Raw genomic sequence first — 19,377 nt, 5'->3', positions numbered from 1 at the left:
GAAGAATCGCGATCGACACAAAACCCGTAGGAGCGAGGCTTGCCCGCGAATGAAGGCCCCTCGATCTAGAGCCTTACGCTAGCAAACGTCGACTCATTACGCGCCTGACTCAACGCCGACAACGGCCCGGACAACGGCGACAGCACCAACGCTTGCGGCAACGGCATCATCGCTACCTGTTGCGTGGTGTTCGACCCTACGCGCTCGTCACGCGGCGGAATGCCGAAGTATTCGCGGTAGCACTTGGAGAAGTGCGGCGTGGACACGAAACCGCACACCGACGCCACTTCGATGATCGACATCGGCGTTTGCTTGAGCAACTGCCGGGCACGGATCAGGCGCAACTTGAGGTAGTAGCGCGACGGCGAGCAGTGCAGGTATTTCTGGAACAGCCGCTCCAGCTGACGACGCGACACAGCGACGTACACCGCCAGTTCGTCGAGGTCGATCGGCTCTTCGAGATTGGCTTCCATCAGCGCGACGATTTCCTGCAACTTCGGCTGGTTGGTGCCAAGCATGTGCTTGAGCGGCACGCGCTGGTGATCCTGCTCGTTGCGGATGCGTTCGTAGACGAACATTTCCGAGATCGCAGCCGACAGCTCACGACCATGATCGCGGCTGATCAGGTGCAGCATCATGTCCAGCGGCGCGGTGCCACCGGAGCTGGTGAAGCGGTTACGGTCGAGGGTGAACAACCGGGTGCTCATGGCCACGCGCGGAAACGCTTCCTGCATCGCGGCCAGGCATTCCCAGTGCACGCTGCAATCGAAACCGTCCAGCAGGCCGGCGCAGGCCAGGGCCCAGCTACCAGTGCAGACCGCGCCCAGACGCTTGGATTGACGCGCCTGGCTTTGCAGCCATGACACGTGTTCACGGGTCACGGTGCGCTGAATGCCGATACCGCCGCAGACAATGATGGTGTCCATGGACGGCGCTTTGTGCATGGAGGCGTCGGGGGTGATTTGCAGACCGTCACTGGCCCAGACCTGGCCACCGTCAACGGTGAGGGTGGTCCAGCGATACAGCTCGCGGCCGGACAATTGGTTGGCCATGCGCAGGGGTTCCACTGCGGAGGCCAGAGAAATTAGCGTGAAATTGTCCAGCAGCAGAAAGCCGATGGATTGAGGCGCACGGTTCTGGGGTTGAGCCCCGGAGTTGAACGTCGTCATCGCGGTATCTCCTCACACAAAGCGGGTGATGGCCTCAGGCGGAGGCTCTTGTTATTGCCATCGTTCTCGCGTGGGAGACGGGCTTTGTAATGACAGAGCAATTGCCATGCCTAAAGTTGAATGGTCATTCAATAACTCCTGAAAACGACGTCGCGGCGTGTCTATATAAGCCGTGCGCAGAGTGGGGGTTATAAGTGCCATCAGGACGAGCAAATGCTCTGTGTTGCAGGGTGTGAGCAAATCGGTAGCACTTGTGGGAACAGGGGCTGCGAGCTGCTGGAGAAGAGTGTCACCACAAGCACAGGTGACAGGCGGTAATGGCCAGACTGGATCCCGGATCTCGGGAAGTGCGCTTGTCTGATTACGACGCGCTAAAAGGTGGCGTGTTTTTGTGGCGGTGTTCACTTAGCGCGCAGTTTTGACTGGTCTGGCCTCTTCGCGGGCAAGCCTCGCTCCTACAGGTTTTGTATTGTCCTTGTAGGAGCGAGGCTTGCCCGCGAATGAAGGCGACTCGGTCTCAGCACTCCACCGCGCTAACCGCCAACCCACCCCGCGATGTCTCTTTATATTTGTCATGCATATCGGCGCCGGTATCGCGCATGGTGCGGATCACCCGATCCAGCGAGATAAAGTGCTGACCATCGCCACGCAACGCCATCTGCGCCGCGTTGATCGCTTTCACGGCGGCAATCGCGTTGCGCTCGATGCACGGCACTTGCACCAGGCCGCCCACCGGGTCGCAGGTCAGGCCCAGGTTATGTTCCAGGCCAATTTCCGCCGCGTTGCACAGCTGCTCCGGCGTCGCGCCGAGAATCTCAGCCAACCCCGCCGCCGCCATGGCGCAGGCCGAACCGACTTCACCCTGACAGCCGACTTCGGCACCGGATATCGACGCGTTCTTCTTGCACAGAATCCCCACCGCCGCAGCGCTGAGGAAATAGTCGACCACATTGGCGTCGGTCACTGCTTCGCTGAATTTCATGAAGTAATGCAGAACCGCCGGGATGATCCCCGCCGCGCCGTTGGTCGGTGCCGTGACCATGCGCCCGCCAGCGGCGTTTTCTTCGTTGACCGCCAGGGCGAACAAGTTGACCCACTCCATCGCGCTCAAAGTCGAGCCAATCACGTTGGGCTTGCCCAGCTCTTGCAGGCTGCGATGCAACTTGGCCGCACGCCGACGCACGTTGAGTCCGCCGGGCAGGATGCCTTCGTGCTTGAGGCCCTGATCGACGCAATCCTGCATGGCACGCCAGAGCTTCATCAGGCCGGCGCGGATGTCATCTTCGCTGCGCCAGACCTTTTCGTTGGCCATCATCAACTCGGCCACGCGCAGGTTGTGCTTCTGGCACAGCTCAAGCAGTTCCACCGCACTGGAGAAGTCGTAAGGCAACACGGTGCGATCCAGATCCACCACGCCGCTGGACGCTTGCGCCTCATCCACCACAAAACCGCCGCCAATCGAATAGTAGGTGTCGCGGTGCAGCTCACCGTGATCGCCTTCTACAATTAATGTCATGGCGTTCGGGTGGAATGGCAGGTTCTCGTCGATCAGGCGCATGTCGCGAGCCCAGATGAATGGCACCGATAAACGACCGTCGAGCAACAAGGTGTCGGTTTCACGCAGGGTGGCGATATGCAGGCCGATTTGCGACGGATCAATCGCGTCCGGCCACTCGCCCATCAGCCCCATGATCACGGCGTTGTCGCTGCCGTGTCCGATGCCGGTGGCCGATAACGACCCGTAGAGCTGAACTTCGACCCGTCTTACTTGTTCCAAAAGACCCTGCTCACGCAAACCTTGCACGAACAGCGCCGCGGCCCGCATAGGGCCGACCGTGTGCGAACTGGAAGGGCCAATGCCGATTTTGAACAGGTCGAAAACGCTGATAGCCATTACTGCCGAACTCCTGGATGTGCCTACTCCAGACGCAAAAGCGCCCAGTGACGGAGCTGCTACGCTCAAGCTGCAATCCGCCAGATTGGCTGCATCATCAGGCTTTTGTGGTGTCGTTCGACGTCTCACACCGACGCACTCATGTCCACCAACGCCGCGGGTCTTTGACGCTGCGTTTTCGCCGTTTTTTAGCGGATCAGAGGGACAAAAGGGGCTGAAAAAATCTGTAAACGACGTCACCGACACTGGATGCGACCATCCCTGTACTGGTTACGACGCACCCTGTAGGCGTCAGATTTTCACTGGTACATGATCGTATCGACTCGATTGCAAGGCGCCGTGGTAGAGCTGTCTCCAAAACGCCATCCAACCGCAACCTATAAGTGCGGTGGTCCAGTCGGAACACTGCCAAAAAAAACACCAAGGAGTCCATCCATGAAAGGTTCCCCGTCGTTGTTGTTGGCCGCCATGCTGAGTCTGCCGTTACTGGCTCAAGCCGCAGAACCCGCTCAGTGCAGCACCGTAAACTTCTCTGATGTCGGCTGGACCGACATCACCGCGACTACCGCGACCACCAGCGTTGTCCTCGACGCTCTCGGCTACAAAACCAAGACCACCATGATTTCCGTGCCCGTGACCTACAAGTCCCTGGCCGACGGCAAGAACATGGACGTGTTCCTCGGTAACTGGATGCCGACCATGGAAAACGACATCAAGGCCTACCGCGATGCGGGCACCGTTGACGTCGTGCGCACCAACCTCACTGGCGCCAAGTACACCCTCGCCGTGCCGCAAGCGCTGTACGACAAAGGGCTGCATGACTTCGCCGACATCGCCAAATTCAAGAAAGAACTCGACGGCAAGATCTACGGCATCGAGCCAGGCAACGACGGCAACCGCCTGATCCAGAGCATGATCGAGAAGAACGCCTTCGGCCTCAAAGACGCTGGCTTCAAAGTCGTCGAGTCCAGCGAAGCGGGGATGCTGTCCCAGGTCGACCGCGCGCAGAAACGCGATACCGCCGTGGTCTTCCTCGGCTGGGCACCGCACCCGATGAACAAGCGCTTCAAGATTCAATACCTGACCGGTGGTGATGACTTCTTTGGCCCGGACTTCGGTGCGGCCACGGTAGCCACCAACACCCGCAAAGGCTACGTCCAGGAATGCAGCAACGTCGGCACTCTGCTGAAAAACCTGGAATTCACCGTAGACATGGAAAGCGCGCTGATGGGCAACATCCTGGACGACAAGATGAAGCCTGACGCAGCAGCCAAGGCCTGGCTGAAAAAGAATCCACAGGTGCTCGATACCTGGCTCGCTGGCGTGACCACCATTGACGGTAAACCAGGCCTGGAGGCCGTGAAAGCCAAGCTCGCACAGTAATCGCTTACGCCGGACGGCTTCGGCCGTCCGGGCTGTTTATTTCCTTGCATGCGGACGTTCACTACCATGCTGATTGATCAGAAAATCCCCCTAGGCCAGTACATCGCGGGCTTCGTTGAATGGTTGACGCAACACGGCGCCAACACCTTCGACGCAATCGCCGTGACACTGGAAACGATGATCCACGGCGTGACGTTCGCGCTGACCTGGTTCAACCCGCTGGCATTGATCGGCCTCATCGCGCTACTGGCACACTTCATTCAACGAAAGTGGGGGCTGACCGTTTTCGTCATCGCCTCCTTCCTGCTGATCCTCAATCTGGGGTACTGGCAGGAAACCATGGAAACCCTTGCCCAGGTGCTGTTTGCCACCTTCGTCTGCGTGATTATCGGCGTGCCGTTGGGCATCGTCGCCGCGCACAAACCGATGTTCTACACACTGATGCGTCCGGTGCTCGATCTGATGCAGACCGTGCCGACCTTCGTGTACCTCATTCCTACCCTGACCCTCTTCGGGCTGGGTGTGGTCCCGGGCCTGATTTCGACGGTGGTGTTCGCGATTGCCGCGCCGATCCGCCTGACTTACCTGGGCATCCGTGATGTTCCCGCAGAATTGATGGACGCCGGCAAAGCCTTCGGCTGCTCGCGCCGCCAACTGCTCTCGCGTATTGAACTGCCCCACGCCATGCCAAGCATCGCGGCCGGTATCACCCAGTGCATCATGCTGTCGTTGTCGATGGTGGTGATTGCCGCACTGGTGGGCGCCGACGGCCTGGGCAAACCCGTGGTCAACGCACTGAACACCGCCGATATCGCCCTGGGCTTCGAAGCCGGGTTGGCAATCGTACTGCTGGCGATCATGCTCGACCGTATCTGCAAACAACCCGACGCTAAAGTAGGGGGTGACGCATGAGCATTATTCGCTTCGAAGACGTCGACGTGATCTTCTCCAAAGATCCACGTGAGGCGCTCAAACTCCTCGACCAGGGCATGACCCGCGACCAGATCCTGAAAAAAACCGGGCAGATCGTCGGCGTTGAAAAAGCCAGCCTGGACATCGAGAAAGGTGAAATCTGCGTATTGATGGGTCTGTCCGGTTCCGGCAAATCCAGCCTGCTGCGCTGTATCAACGGCCTCAACACCGTCAGCCGTGGCAAGTTGTTCGTCGAGCACGAAGGCAAGCAGATCGATATCGCGTCCTGCACCCCGGCAGAGCTGAAAATGATGCGCACCAAGCGCATTGCGATGGTGTTCCAGAAGTTCGCCCTGATGCCTTGGCTGACGGTGCGCGAGAACATCAGTTTCGGTCTGGAAATGCAGGGTCGCCCCGAGAAAGAACGGCGCAAACTGGTGGACGACAAGCTGGAGCTGGTGGGCCTGACCCAGTGGCGCAACAAGAAGCCTGACGAACTCTCCGGCGGTATGCAGCAACGTGTGGGCCTGGCCCGTGCGCTGGCAATGGACGCTGACATCCTGCTGATGGATGAACCGTTCTCGGCCCTCGACCCGTTGATTCGCCAAGGCCTGCAAGACGAACTGCTGGAACTGCAAAGCAAGCTGAACAAGACCATCGTTTTCGTGAGCCATGACCTTGATGAAGCGCTGAAACTCGGCAGCCGCATCGCGATCATGAAAGACGGGCGCATCGTGCAGTACAGCGTGCCGGAAGAGATCGTGCTGAACCCGGCGGACGATTACGTGCGGACCTTCGTGGCCCACACCAACCCGCTGAACGTGCTGTGCGGCCGCAGCCTGATGCGCACCCTCGACAACTGCAAACGCATCAACGGTTCGGTGTGCCTGGACCCGGGCGGCGATTCGTGGCTGGACCTGGCCGAAGGCAACACCATCAAAGGTGCACGCCAGAACGGCGCGGCCCTCGACCTGCAGAACTGGGTGCCTGGGCAAGCGGTTGAAGGTTTGGGTCGCCGGCCAACGCTGGTGGACTCCAACATCGGCATGCGCGATGCGCTGCAGATTCGTTACCAGACCGGCAACAAACTGGTGCTGCACGACAACAACAAAGTGGTCGGGATTCTCGGCGACAGCGAGCTGTATCACGCGCTGCTCGGCAAGAACCTGGGCTAAGGCAACACACACAAAAACGCCGCGAGAGGATCGCGGCGTTTTTGTTTACGCGGATATCGGGTCATGCAGTGTTGTGGCTGATGGCCCCTTCGCGGGCAAGCCTCGCTCCTACAAGGACAACGCGAAACCTGTAGGAGCGAGGCTTGCCCGCGAAGAATGCAACGCGGTGCATCTGATGCACCGCGTCCTCAACATTTAGCTATAGACACGGCCAAGGAGCTGCCGATGGCTTTCAAACTGATCGAGCACGTCACGGGTGATCTGATCCTGAGTGAAGCCCATCAAGTCATAGTCCTGGCTGCCGTTGTGCAGGTACACCTCGGCGCGGTAGTAGCGCGCACGCGGCTCATCGGCACTCTCAGCCGACACCGTCTCGCTCGCCGCTGCCAGATAACCATCCAGGCTCACTTCGTAGACAAAAGGGTTGCCCTCTTCCATCTCGATCCGTACGCCCATGCAACGCTTGGATTTGCCCAGCAACGTTTGCACGTCCAGGCCCTGAGCGCGCAATTGCACCGCTGCATCTTCCAGCGCCGGGCTGACTTGCTTGTCCATGAAGCGCTGCACGATCGACTGGTTCGGTTGCAGGTCCAGTTGGGTCAGACGCTCGCTGAAACCGCGACGACCGCGCGCTGCCAGCTCCGCTTGCTCCTGTTCGATCTGCACGTCCTGGCGCATCGCCTTGTGCAAGCCGAACATGAAGAACACCAGCACCACCGAGAACGGCAGACCGGCCAGCACCACCATGGTTTGCATGGCTTCGAAGTTACCGGCGAACAGCAGGCCGATGGTCACCAGAGTAATCACCGCCGACCAGAAGATCCGCAGCCAGTGCGGCGCGTCTTCGTCAACGTTGCCGCCCTTGCAGGAAAGGTTGGCCATCATCACCGCGCCGGAATCCGCCGGGGTCAGGAACAGCACGAAACCGACAAAGATCGACACGCCGATCACAATCTTCGACGCCGGGTAATGCTCAAGCAGTTGATAGATCGCCATGGACGGCTGTTCCAGCGCCGTCTTCCCGAGTTCCACTGCCCCATGGTTCATCACCAGGTCCAGGGCCGAGTTACCGAAGATCGACAGCCACGCCAGGGTGAAACCCAGCGGGATCAGCAGCACGCCGGCCACCAGTTCACGCACGGTACGACCACGGGAAATACGCGCGATGAACATGCCCACGAATGGGGCCCAGGAAATCCACCACGCCCAGTAGAACAGGGTCCACAGGCCCAACCAGCGGTCGGAGTTCTCACTGTCGCCTTCGTACACGTACAGGTCGAAAGTCTTCAGCACCACGCCGTTCAGGTAGTCACCGATGTTCTGCACGAAGCCGTTGAGCAGGTGCAGGGTCGGGCCGAACAGCAGCACGAAAATCAGCAGACCGCTGAACAGCACGATGTTCAGGTTGGACAGACGGCGGATACCGTTTTCCACGCCCGACACAGCGGCGATGGTCGCCACGGTGCTCATCACGATGATCACGATCAGCAGGTTGGTGTTGCTGTGCTCCATGCCAAACAGGTTTTCCAGGCCCGACGACACTTGCAGCGAACCAATCCCCAGGTTCGTCACCAGCCCCAGCAGGGTCACGAACATGCCGAAGCCGTCCACCGCATGCCCGGCCGCGCCTTTGACCCAACGCTCGCCCACCAGCGGATACAGCGCCGAACGCAGCGCCAGCGGCTGGTTATGGCGGTAAGCAAAGTACGCCACGGCCAGGCCTACCAGTGCGTAGATCGCCCAGCCATGCAGGCCCCAATGCAGGAACGTCAATTGCACAGCCTGACGCGCGGCCATGTTGCTGGCGGCCACGCCTTCCGGCGGATTGAAGTAGTGGTCCAGTGGCTCGGAAGCGCCGAAATACAGCAGCGAGATGCTGATACCCGACGAGAACAGCATCCCCGCCCAGGCGCCGTAGCTGAAGTCCGGGGTGTCGTCCTTGCTGCCCAGTTTGAGTTTGCCGTACGACGAGAACGCCAGGCCGACGACGAATACCAGATAGGCGGCGATCACCACCATGTAGTACCAGCCGAAGCTGCGGGACAACCAGGCCTGAGCGATGCCGAGCAATCTGCCCGCCTCTTGCGGGGCGATGATCAGAATGGCGGTCAACAACAGGATCAACGCGGTAGAGGTGTAGAACACCCAACCGTTGACCGTCACCTTCTCGGGTGGGGTCTTTATAAGAGAGGCAGAACTCATGGCACAGATGCTCCGGGCAGTGCGGGAGAAGAACACAAGGCAACGCGTTACCCGACCAATCGGTTAGTTGGCAGCCGACCGGCGGGTGATATAAAGACAGCCCGAAAAAAGCCCGAAGCCTTTGAGCGCCAGTGCGCGGGGGTTTCGAGCGGTTTCAGATGTCGTTTTTCCGCCGACTACACGTAGGAAAAACCTGTAGGCAGCGACGAATTGTCGCAGATCTTATTCTTTGTTGATTGAACGTTCAATCAAAACAAAATAGACTGGCCCTCAATCCGATAGACGTTTTTCGTCCGTCGGAAGGCCTAAGGAGATGTGCAAGATGCCCAAGGTCGGTATGCAACCCATCCGCCGCCAGCAATTGATCGAAGCCACATTGCAGGCTGTCGATCAGGTCGGAATGGGGGACGCCAGCATTGCGCTGATCGCCCGTTTGGCCGGTGTCTCGAATGGCATCATCAGTCACTATTTTCAGGACAAGAACGGCCTGATAGCTGCCACGGCGCAGTATCTGATGAGTGTCCTCAGCGAGAACGTCACTGCGCGCCGTCAGGCGCTGGAGGACAGCAGCCCGCGGGCGCACCTCCAAGTGATCATCGAAGGCAACTTCGACGCCAGCCAGGTCAATGGCCCGGCAATGAAAACCTGGCTGGCCTTCTGGGCCACCAGCATGCACCACCCGTCTTTGCACAGGTTGCAGCGGATCAACGATCACCGCCTGTATTCCAACCTGTGCTGCCAGTTCCGCCGTGTATTGCCGCTCGATGATGCGCGCAGTGCAGCTCGAGGCCTGGCAGCCCTCATCGACGGTTTGTGGTTGCGCGGCGCCCTGTCGGGAGATGCTTTCGACACTGAGCAGGCGCACCGCATCGCTTACGAATACATGGATTTCCAATTGGCCAAGCAGGTGAGCTAGAGCACACATAACCGCTCAGCCCCTGAACCGTCACTGATCAGCGTCGCCAATGCGACACGGCACGCCCAGTGACCAACGCCAACCACTTATGCACTTGCGAGGACACTATGGCCCGTTTCGAACTGCAAAAACTCTACATCGATGGCGGCTACTCCGACGCCAGCAGCGACGCCACCTTCGAAGCCATCAACCCGGCTAACGGTGAAGTCCTCGCAAAAGTACAGCGTGCGACGAAAGAAGACGTCGAACGCGCTGTGGTCAGCGCTGAAAAGGGCCAGAAAATCTGGGCCGCCATGACCGCCATGGAGCGTTCGCGCATCCTGCGTCGCGCCGTGGACATCCTGCGCGAGCGCAACGATGAACTGGCCGCCCTGGAAACCCTGGACACCGGCAAGTCGTTCTCCGAAACCAAATACGTCGACATCGTGACCGGTGCTGACGTACTGGAATACTACGCAGGCCTGGTGCCCGCCATCGAAGGCGAGCAAATCCCGCTGCGCACCACTTCCTTCGTCTACACCCGTCGCGAGCCGCTGGGCGTCGTGGCCGGTATCGGCGCGTGGAACTACCCGATCCAGATCGCCCTGTGGAAATCCGCACCAGCCCTTGCGGCCGGTAACGCGATGATCTTCAAGCCAAGCGAAGTCACCTCGCTGACCACCCTGAAATTGGCCGAGATCTACACCGAAGCCGGCGTTCCGGCGGGCGTGTTCAACGTGCTGACCGGCAGCGGCCGTGAAGTCGGCACCTGGCTGACCGAGCACCCACGCATCGAAAAAATCTCCTTCACCGGCGGCACCGACACCGGCAAGAAGGTCATGGCCAGCGCTTCGAGCTCTTCGCTCAAAGAAGTCACCATGGAACTGGGCGGCAAATCCCCGCTGATCATTTTCGACGACGCCGACCTCGATCGCGCCGCCGACACCGCGATGATGGCCAACTTCTACAGCTCCGGTCAGGTCTGCACCAACGGCACTCGCGTGTTCGTACCGACGCACCTGAAAGCCGCTTTCGAAGCCAAGATCGCCGAGCGCGTTGCACGCATCCGCATCGGCAACCCGGAAGACGAGAACACCAACTTCGGCCCGCTGGTCAGCTTCGCCCACATGGAAAGCGTGCTCGGCTACATCGCCAAAGGTAAGGAAGAAGGCGCTCGCGTACTGTGCGGCGGCTCCCGCCTGACCGAAGGCGACCTGGCCAAAGGCGCATTCGTGGCACCGACCGTGTTCACCGACTGCACCGACGAAATGACCATCGTTCGCGAAGAAATCTTCGGCCCGGTCATGGCGATCCTGACCTACGACACCGAAGAAGAAGTGATCCGTCGCGCCAACGACACCGAGTTCGGCCTGGCCGCCGGTATCGTCACCAAGGACCTGAACCGCGCTCACCGCGTGATTCATCAACTGGAAGCCGGTATCTGCTGGATCAACGCCTGGGGCGAGTCCGACGCGAAAATGCCGGTCGGCGGCTACAAGCAGTCGGGCGTGGGCCGTGAGAACGGCATCACTTCGCTGAACAACTTCACACGCATCAAATCGGTACAGGTCGAACTGGGCGATTACGCCTCGGTTTTCTGATCACGCGAAGCCTGGAGTGAACGCCATTGTGGCGAGGGGGCTTGCCCCCGCTGGGCTGCGAAGCGGCCCCATTCCAGACGCCGCAAGTCTTCAGATAGCACGCGGTCGCTGACTTTACGACTGCTGCGCAGCCGAACGGGGGCAAGCCCCCTCGCCACAGGCTGCGCGGCGTCCAGGCGACCCGCGACCTGACCAACTTCAAAGAGGGTGCATTTAATGTCCCAAGAATACGATTACATCATCATCGGTGCCGGCTCGGCCGGTAACACCCTGGCGACCCGTCTGACTGAAGACGAAGGCGTCACCGTCCTGCTGCTCGAAGCCGGCGGCCCGGATTACCGTCTCGACTTCCGCACGCAAATGCCGGCCGCCCTGGCGTTCCCGCTGCAAGGCCGTCGCTACAACTGGGCCTACGAAACCGATCCAGAGCCACACATGGACGGTCGCCGGATGGAATGCGGTCGCGGCAAAGGCCTCGGCGGTTCTTCGCTGATCAACGGCATGTGCTACATCCGCGGCAACGCGATGGACTACGACAACTGGTCGAAACTGCCAGGTCTGGAAAACTGGACCTACCTCGACTGCCTGCCGTATTTCCGCAAGGCTGAAACCCGCGACATCGGCCCGAACGACTACCACGGTGGCGACGGTCCGGTCAGCGTGACCACGCCAAAAGCCGGCAACAACCCGCTGTTCCACGCGATGGTTGAAGCAGGCGTACAAGCCGGTTACCCGCGCACCGAAGACCTGAACGGTTACCAGCAGGAAGGTTTCGGCCCGATGGACCGTACCGTGACGCCGAATGGCCGTCGCGCCAGCACCGCTCGCGGTTACCTGGACATCGCCAAGAAGCGCTCGACCCTGACCATCGTCACCCACGCCCTGACCGACAAGATCCTGTTCGAAGGCAAGCGTGCGGTCGGCGTGCGTTACCTGATCGGCGCCGCTGAAGAGCGCGTTGAAGCCAAGGCACGCAAAGAAGTGCTGCTGTGCTCCGGCGCCATCGCTTCGCCGCAGATCCTGCAACGCTCCGGCGTCGGCCCGGCCGAACTGCTGAAGAAACTCGATATCCCGATGGTCCACGACCTGCCAGGCGTCGGCGAAAACCTGCAGGATCACCTTGAGTTGTACCTGCAATACGCCTGCACCCAACCAGTGTCGCTGTACCCGTCGCTGCTCTGGTACAACCAACCGGCCATCGGCGCCGAGTGGCTGTTCAACGGCACCGGCATCGGCGCCAGCAACCAGTTCGAAGCCGGCGGTTTCATCCGCACCCGCGAAGAATTCGATTGGCCGAACATCCAGTACCACTTCCTGCCGGTCGCGATTAACTACAACGGCAGCAACGGCGTGAAAGAACACGGCTTCCAGGCGCACATGGGTTCCATGCGTTCGCCAAGCCGTGGTCGTATCCAGGCCAAATCGAAGGATCCGCGCGAGTACCCGAGCATCCTGTTCAACTACATGGCCACCGAGCAAGACTGGCAGGAATTCCGTGACGGCATCCGCCTGACCCGTGAAATCATGCAACAGCCTGCACTGGACGCCTTCCGTGGCCGCGAAATCAGCCCGGGCATCGACGTGCAAACCGATGAGCAGCTCGATCAGTTCATCCGCGAACACGCCGAAACTGCGTTCCACCCGTCCTGCTCCTGCAAAATGGGCACCGACGAGATGGCTGTGGTCGACGCTGAAGGTCGCGTGCATGGCATGCAGAGCCTGCGAGTGGTCGATGCCTCGATCATGCCGATCATCACCACCGGCAACCTGAACGCGCCAACGATCATGATCGCCGAGAAAATCGCCGACAAGATCCGTGGTCGTCAGCCATTGCCGCGCAGCAAGGCTGCCTACTTCGTGGCCGGTGATGCACCGGTGCGTGGCAAGCCGATGCGCGATGTGAGCCCTACTGCTCAGTAAGGCGTAATACCGAGGCGCGGCCTTCGCGGGCACGCCTCGCTCCTACAAGGAATCGCATTCCCCCTGTAGGAGCGCGGCTTGCCCGCGAAGAGGCCCTCACAAACACTGCACAACCCTCTGACACACCCCGGTAATCCCTTCCTACACCGCTTCGCCCTTGATCCTACCCCCCGCGCAGGCCTAATCTAGCGCCACGCAAACGTTTCACCCCCCTCGCCGTACCGATACGCCGCTTCTCCATTCCAAGGAGGTTTTCGAATGTTCGATTTCCACCCCCAGCTCAAGCAGCGTTTTGCTGCCTTGCGCACGGGCGCTGAATTCTTTTCGCTGCGATATGTACGCGAGTCCGGCCAATACCTGTCTGTACGCAAGAACGTCGCCGAACCGCCGAGCCTGAGCCGTGACGAGGGCGCGATGCTGACCGTTCGGGTCAACGGCGTCGAAGCCTATGCCGCGACCAATGACCTGTCGCAACAAGGCCTGCAAGCCGCACTGGAAAAAGCCGAGCAACAAGCTCGCCGCCTCAAGCCTCACGCCTTGCTCGACCTGAGCGCGCAGGGTGTTTCCAGCGACCGCGCCGACTACTTGTCACCGAACTTCGACCAGCCCTTCCCGTCCCTGAGCGACTGCTACCAACTGCTCGGCGCCGAATCCGCCGCCGTGCCCAAGGACGAGCGCCTAGTGAACTGGCAAGTAAGCATCGGCATCACCAACGTCGAACAGATCTACCTCAGCAGCGCCGGCGCGGAACTGCGCCAGGCCCAGCGTTTCGTCTACCCGAGCCTGGAAGTCACCGCCTACGACGGCAACGACAGCCAGACCCGCACCCTGGGCCGCGAGAACTTCGGCCAACAGGGCGGCTTCGATGTGATCAGCCGCTGCGGCCTGGTCGGCGCCGGCCCGAAAATCGCCGATCAGGCGCTGCAATTGCTGCTGGCACCGAACACCCCGCAAGGCCCGCGCGACCTGCTGTTGATGCCGGACCAGATGATGCTGCAGATCCACGAATCCATCGGTCACCCGCTGGAACTCGACCGCATCCTCGGTGATGAGCGCAATTACGCCGGCACCAGTTTCGTCAAGGCTGAAGACTTCGGCAGCCTGCAATACGGCTCCAAACTGCTCAACGTGACCTTCGACCCGGACATTCCCGAACAGCTCGCCAGCTACGGGCATGACGACGACGGCACCGCCGCGAGCAAGCAATTCCTGATCAAGGAAGGTGTGCTGCTGCGGCCACTCGGCGGTGCGCTGTCGCAATTTCGTGCCGGCATGGACGGCGTGGCCAACAGCCGCGCCTGCGGCTGGAACCGTCCACCGATCGATCGCATGGCCAACCTGAACATCGAGCCCGGCGATCAGCCGCTGGAACAACTGATCGGTGGAATCGAGAACGGCATCCTGATGAGCACCAACCGTTCCTGGTCCATCGACGATGCGCGCAACAAGTTCCAGTTCGGCTGCGAATGGGGCCAGTTGATTGAAAACGGCGAACTCAAAGGCGTGGTGAAAAACCCCAACTACCGGGCGATTTCCGCACACTTCTGGAAAAGCCTCAGCGCCGTCGGCGATGCCAACACCTTCAAGGTCCTGGGCACGCCAAACTGCGGCAAGGGCGAACCGAACCAGGTGATCCGCGTCGGCCATGCGTCGCCGGCCTGCGTGTTCAGTAACGTTGATGTGTTTGGGGGAGACGCCTGATGACTACGTCGAAAAATCAGGCCGACGCTTTCAAAGCTTTGGTCCAATGGCTGCGGGAAGCGATTCGCGAGCCAGAACAATTCACCCTCAGCTACGCCGCTGAATCCTCGGCCTTCGTGCGCTTCAACCACGCCAAGGTCCGTCAGGCCGGGCAGGTGCAGCAGGCAAGCGTCGGTTTCAAACTGATCGACGAAGGTCGTCACGCCGACCTGAACATCACCCTCTCCGGCGATGCTGAAACCGATACCCAGCGTCTGGCCGAAGGTCTGCAACAACTGCGCGAAACCTTGCCACTGCTGCCAGCGGACCCGTACCTGCTGCTCAATCACAATGGCTGGCAGAGCAAGAACCTGCAGGATCACCCACTGCCCGACACCGAGCAGGTCGTCGCCGAAATCACCCAGGCTGCCGAAGGGCTGGACCTGGTGGGGTTCTACGCCGCCGGGCCGATCAGTCGCGGCTTCGCCAGTTCCTCGGGCGCGTTCGGCTGGCATCAGGCCAACAGCTTCAACTTCGATTTCAGCCTGTTCCATGACAACGGCCAAGCGGTGAAAGCCAGTTACGCCGGGCACGACTGGAACAGCGAAGGTTTTGCCAAGCGCTTTGCCTTGGCGCGCGAACAACTGGCGTTTCTCGGCCGACCGTTGCGCACCTTGGCACCGGGGCAGTACCGCGCTTACCTCGCGCCGGCCGCCATGGAAGAAATCATGGACATGCTGGGCTGGGGCGGTTTTTCGGCGCAGTCGATTGCCAGCAAGAACAGTCCATTGCAGAAGCTCTACGCCGGGGATCAGTCGTTCAGCCCGTTGGTGTCTGTCGATGAAAAAGTCAGCGGCTCCCTGAGCCCGGCGTTTTCCGGCGAAGGGTATCCGCGCAGCGATCTGGGCTTGATTGTCGAAGGCAAGGCCGGCGCGCAAATGGTCAGCTCACGCAGTGCCGCCGAGTATGGCCTGACGGCCAACGGTGCCGGCGGTGGTGAAATGCCGAGCGCACTGAACATGGCGGCCGGCACGTTACCGGAAGCGGAGATTCTCAAGCAACTGGGCACGGGGCTGTACATCAGCAACCTCTGGTACCTGAACTACTCGGACCAACCGGCGGCGCGCCTGACTGGCATGACGCGGTTTGCGACGTTCTGGGTCGAGAATGGCGAGATTCAGGCGCCGGTCAGCACCATGCGCTTTGATGACAGCGCCTACAGTTTGCTCGGTTCGCAACTGGAAGCGTTGACCCAGGAGCGCGAGTTGCTGCTGTCGGCGAGTACCTATAGCCAGCGAGCGACGGCGTCGGCGTTGTTGCCGGGGGCGCTCGTCAGCCGATTGACCTTGACCCTGTAAAAGCTTCGCGGGCAAGCCTCGCTTCTACGGGATCGGGGTTTGCCGCAGGTTTGCGGACAACGCCAGACCTGTAGGAGCGAGGCTTGCCCGCGAAGAATCCACCACGGACTAACTGACTCACACTCACTAGAGGTCCCATGCCCAACCGCCCACCCCTCGACCCTGTCACCGCCCGCTGGTTGCCGTGGGTCGTCGCCATTGCCTTCTTCATGCAATCCCTCGACGGGACCATCCTCAACACCGCCCTACCGGCCATGGCCCTGGACCTGGCGGAAAACCCGCTGCGCATGCAGGGGGTGATCATTGCCTACATGCTCACCGTCGCCTTGCTGATCCCCGCCTCGGGCTGGATCGCCGACCGTTTCGGCACCAAGAAGATCTTCTTCGGCGCGATCCTGTTGTTCAGCATCGGCTCATTGCTCTGCGCGCTGTCGAGCACCCTGACCATGCTGATCGGTGCCCGGATCATTCAAGGCCTGGGCGGTGCCTTGATGTTGCCGGTCGGCAGGCTGGTGGTGCTGCGCGCCTACCCGCGTTCGGAGCTGGTGCGGATCATGGGCTTCATCACCATTCCCGGATTGCTCGGCCCGCTGCTCGGACCAACAACTGGCGGCTGGATGGTGCAATACCTGTCGTGGCACTGGATCTTTTTGATCAACCTGCCGGTCGGCGTGATCGGTTGCTACGCCGTGTGGAAATTCATCCCCGACCTGCGCGGCAGCGAACGCACGCGGTTCGATGGGCTTGGCTTTGTGCTGTTCGGCGCGGCGATGGTGCTGATCACTATCGCCATGGAAGGCCTCGGCGAATTGCACCTGCCACACCTTCGCGTGATGTTGCTGCTGTTCGGCGGCATGGCGTGCCTGGCGGCGTATTGGCTGCGGGCCGGGCACATCGACAATCCGCTGTTCGCGCCGTCGCTGTTCAAGACCCGGACGTTCGCCGTCGGTATCCTCGGCAACCTGTTCGCCCGCCTGGGCAGCGGCGCCCTGCCGTTCCTCGTGCCGTTGCTGCTGCAAGTGGCGCTGGGTTATTCGCCGTCCCAGGCCGGGATGAGCATGTTGCCGCTGGCTGCGGCCGCGATGTTCGCCAAGTCCGTGGCGCGGCCGCTGATCGAACGCCTGGGTTATCGTATCGTGCTGACCGGCAACACCCTGGCGCTGGGCATCATGCTGGCCGCCATGGGCCTGGTCAGCGAGCAAACGCCGTACTGGCTGCTGTTGGTGATGCTGGCGATTGCCGGCGCGATCAACTCCTTGCAGTTCACCGCGATGAACACCGTGACCCTGATCGACCTCGACGACGCCAGCGCCAGCAGCGGCAACAGTTTGCTGTCGGTGGTGGCGCAATTGTCCTTGAGTCTCGGTGTAGCGTGCGCCGGTGCGCTGCTCGGCGGGTTTACGGCAGAAATCGGCAACGATGGTGTGGAAACGGTGCTGGGCGCGTTCCAACTGACCTTTGTGACCGTCGGCATCATGGCGATGCTGGCCGCGACGATCTTCTCGCAGCTTTCACCCAATGATGGTCGACGGGTGGTCAGTCGCGAACACGACATAGAGCACTGATGTAGCAGCTGTCGAGGCACGAGGCTGCGTTGCGCGTCCGCAGGACCGCCCTCGGGGGCCGCTTCGCAGCCCGACGCAGCCTCGTGCCTCGGCAGCTGCTACAAATACGAGGCGGAGTTGCGCTCTTGCGGGGCCACCCTCGGCAGTTGCTACATGCTTCTCGTCCAGAATTTGCAGGTGCAACGCGCAGGACTGATACACTGCGCGACATTTTGTTTTGCAGGCCAGTCCCGTGACCACCATCGCCACCGCTTTTAATACTTTGCCGCTGTCCGCCGCCATGCTGGCTAACCTCGACTCCCTCGGTTATGCCCAGATGACGCCGATCCAGGCGCAAAGCTTGCCGGTGATCCTCAAGGGGATGGACCTGATCGCGCAAGCCAAGACCGGCAGCGGCAAGACGGCTGCCTTCGGCATCGGCCTGCTGAACCCGATCAATCCGCGCTTCTTCGGTTGCCAGGCGCTGGTCATCTGCCCGACGCGTGAGCTCGCGGATCAGGTTGCCAAGGAAATCCGTCGCCTGGCCCGTGCCGAAGACAACATCAAGGTCCTGACCCTGTGTGGCGGTGTGTCCTTCGGCCCGCAGATCGGCTCGCTGGAGCACGGCGCGCACATCATCGTCGGCACCCCGGGTCGCATCCAGCAGCATTTGCGCAAAGGTTCGCTGGTGCTGCATGGCCTGAACACGCTGATCCTCGACGAAGCCGACCGCATGCTCGACATGGGTTTCTACGATTCCATTGAAGAAATCATTGCCCAGACCCCTGAGCGCCGCCAGACCCTGCTGTTCTCCGCCACTTACCCGACGGGCATCAAGCAACTGGCCGCGAAGTTCATGCGCAACCCGCAGATCGTCAAGGCCGAAGCGTTCCACGACGACACGCAGATCGAGCAGCGCTTCTACGAAATTTCCCCGGAAGAACGCATGAGCGCCGTGACCAAGGTCCTCGGCCACTTCCGCCCGGCCTCCACCGTGGCGTTCTGCTTCACCAAGCAGCAAGTCCAGGAAACCGTTGATCACCTGACCTCCAAAGGCATTTCCGCCGTCGGCCTGCACGGCGATCTGGAACAGCGTGACCGCGACCAGGTGCTGGCGATGTTCTCCAACCGCAGTACTTCGGTACTGGTTGCCACCGACGTCGCCGCGCGCGGTCTCGATATCGATGCGCTGGACATGGTGATCAACGTCGAACTGGCCCGTGACTCGGAAATCCACATTCACCGTGTTGGCCGTACCGGTCGCGCCGGTGAGAAAGGCATCGCGATCAGCCTCGTCGCCCCGTCCGAAGCGCACCGCGCCCAGGCCATCGAGAAGCTGCAACAGTCGCCGTTGAGCTGGGATCAAATCGACAACCTCACCTCCCAGGGCGGCGCACCGCTGCTGCCGGTGATGAGCACCCTGTGCATCGGCGCTGGCCGTAAAGACAAGGTTCGCCCGGGCGACATTCTGGGTGCACTGACCGGTGATGCCGGTATTCCGGGCGCCCAGGTCGGCAAGATCGCGATCTTCGACTTCCAGGCGTATGTGGCCGTGGAACGCGGGATTGCCAAGCAGGCGCTGCAGCGTCTGAACGACGGCAAGATCAAAGGCCGTTCGTTGCGCGTGCGTATTCTGTAAGAACA

The 19,377-nt window shown here is 60.9% G+C and carries 13 protein-coding genes; 10 read left to right on the top strand and 3 right to left on the bottom strand.

Annotation, left to right across the window (positions count from 1 at the left end; all coding sequences use genetic code 11):
- Positions 1-65 precede the first annotated feature (65 nt).
- Together ACIOYV_RS19155 and ACIOYV_RS19150 are read right to left on the bottom strand one after the other, a co-directional pair.
- Positions 66-1,169: a GlxA family transcriptional regulator gene (locus ACIOYV_RS19155; RefSeq protein ID WP_017341204.1), complete on the bottom strand. Its 1,104-nt coding sequence runs from the start codon at positions 1,167-1,169 to the stop codon at positions 66-68.
- Positions 1,170-1,686: 517 nt separating this feature from the next.
- Positions 1,687-3,063 carry an L-serine ammonia-lyase gene (locus tag ACIOYV_RS19150; protein ID WP_054616881.1) on the bottom strand — a complete coding sequence of 459 codons (1,377 nt, stop codon included), beginning with the start codon at positions 3,061-3,063 and terminating at the stop codon, positions 1,687-1,689.
- A 435-nt stretch (positions 3,064-3,498) separates the two neighbouring features.
- On the opposite strand from ACIOYV_RS19150, the gene ACIOYV_RS19145 reads away from it, so the two are divergent.
- The 3 genes from ACIOYV_RS19145 to choV all read left to right on the top strand — a co-directional run bounded on the left by ACIOYV_RS19145 (position 3,499) and on the right by choV (position 6,533).
- Positions 3,499-4,446, top strand: coding sequence for a choline ABC transporter substrate-binding protein (locus tag ACIOYV_RS19145; RefSeq protein ID WP_163911093.1), 948 nt, complete (start codon positions 3,499-3,501; stop codon positions 4,444-4,446).
- Between the two features lie 66 nt (positions 4,447-4,512).
- Complete coding sequence (gene choW, locus ACIOYV_RS19140; protein WP_054044232.1) at positions 4,513-5,358, top strand: choline ABC transporter permease subunit; 846 nt, start codon at positions 4,513-4,515, stop codon at positions 5,356-5,358.
- Positions 5,355-6,533 carry a choline ABC transporter ATP-binding protein gene (gene choV / locus ACIOYV_RS19135; RefSeq protein ID WP_054044233.1) on the top strand — a complete coding sequence of 393 codons (1,179 nt, stop codon included), beginning with the start codon at positions 5,355-5,357 and terminating at the stop codon, positions 6,531-6,533. Before choW ends, choV begins: the two co-directional genes overlap by 4 nt.
- Positions 6,534-6,728: 195 nt before the next feature.
- Here the strand turns inward: choV and ACIOYV_RS19130 are convergent, their stop codons facing one another.
- A complete protein-coding gene (locus ACIOYV_RS19130) occupies positions 6,729-8,678 on the bottom strand; it encodes a BCCT family transporter (protein WP_401326303.1) in 1,950 nt (649 codons plus the stop codon).
- Between the two features lie 379 nt (positions 8,679-9,057).
- On the opposite strand from ACIOYV_RS19130, the gene betI reads away from it, so the two are divergent.
- The 7 genes from betI to dbpA all read left to right on the top strand — a co-directional run bounded on the left by betI (position 9,058) and on the right by dbpA (position 19,372).
- Positions 9,058-9,651 (top strand): transcriptional regulator BetI, encoded by a 594-nt coding sequence (gene betI / locus ACIOYV_RS19125; RefSeq protein WP_010466984.1) that lies wholly within the window; start codon positions 9,058-9,060, stop codon positions 9,649-9,651.
- A gap of 107 nt (positions 9,652-9,758) precedes the next feature.
- Positions 9,759-11,231: a betaine-aldehyde dehydrogenase gene (betB, locus tag ACIOYV_RS19120; protein WP_054616884.1), complete on the top strand. Its 1,473-nt coding sequence runs from the start codon at positions 9,759-9,761 to the stop codon at positions 11,229-11,231.
- A gap of 216 nt (positions 11,232-11,447) precedes the next feature.
- The gene (betA, locus tag ACIOYV_RS19115) at positions 11,448-13,151 is read left to right on the top strand and encodes a choline dehydrogenase (RefSeq protein ID WP_401326021.1); all 1,704 of its coding nucleotides are present in this window, start codon (positions 11,448-11,450) and stop codon (positions 13,149-13,151) included.
- A 258-nt stretch (positions 13,152-13,409) separates the two neighbouring features.
- Positions 13,410-14,852 carry a TldD/PmbA family protein gene (locus tag ACIOYV_RS19110; protein ID WP_401326018.1) on the top strand — a complete coding sequence of 481 codons (1,443 nt, stop codon included), beginning with the start codon at positions 13,410-13,412 and terminating at the stop codon, positions 14,850-14,852.
- Positions 14,852-16,189, top strand: coding sequence for a TldD/PmbA family protein (locus ACIOYV_RS19105; RefSeq protein WP_401326015.1), 1,338 nt, complete (start codon positions 14,852-14,854; stop codon positions 16,187-16,189). The genes ACIOYV_RS19110 and ACIOYV_RS19105 overlap by 1 nt, the downstream gene beginning before the upstream one ends.
- Before the next feature lie 137 nt (positions 16,190-16,326).
- Positions 16,327-17,754, top strand: coding sequence for a multidrug transporter subunit MdtD (mdtD, locus tag ACIOYV_RS19100; RefSeq protein ID WP_401326012.1), 1,428 nt, complete (start codon positions 16,327-16,329; stop codon positions 17,752-17,754).
- A gap of 232 nt (positions 17,755-17,986) precedes the next feature.
- On the top strand, positions 17,987-19,372 hold the full coding sequence (gene dbpA / locus ACIOYV_RS19095; RefSeq protein WP_054044240.1) for an ATP-dependent RNA helicase DbpA: 1,386 nt from the start codon (positions 17,987-17,989) through the stop codon (positions 19,370-19,372).
- Positions 19,373-19,377: the final 5 nt, after the last annotated feature.

Source organism: Pseudomonas sp. NPDC087342 (assembly GCF_044744265.1).
In the GTDB taxonomy this organism is placed as follows: domain Bacteria; phylum Pseudomonadota; class Gammaproteobacteria; order Pseudomonadales; family Pseudomonadaceae; genus Aquipseudomonas; species Aquipseudomonas nunensis.
The sequence above is the reverse complement of the archived record's forward strand: the minus strand, read 5'-3'. Positions and strand labels throughout refer to the sequence as shown.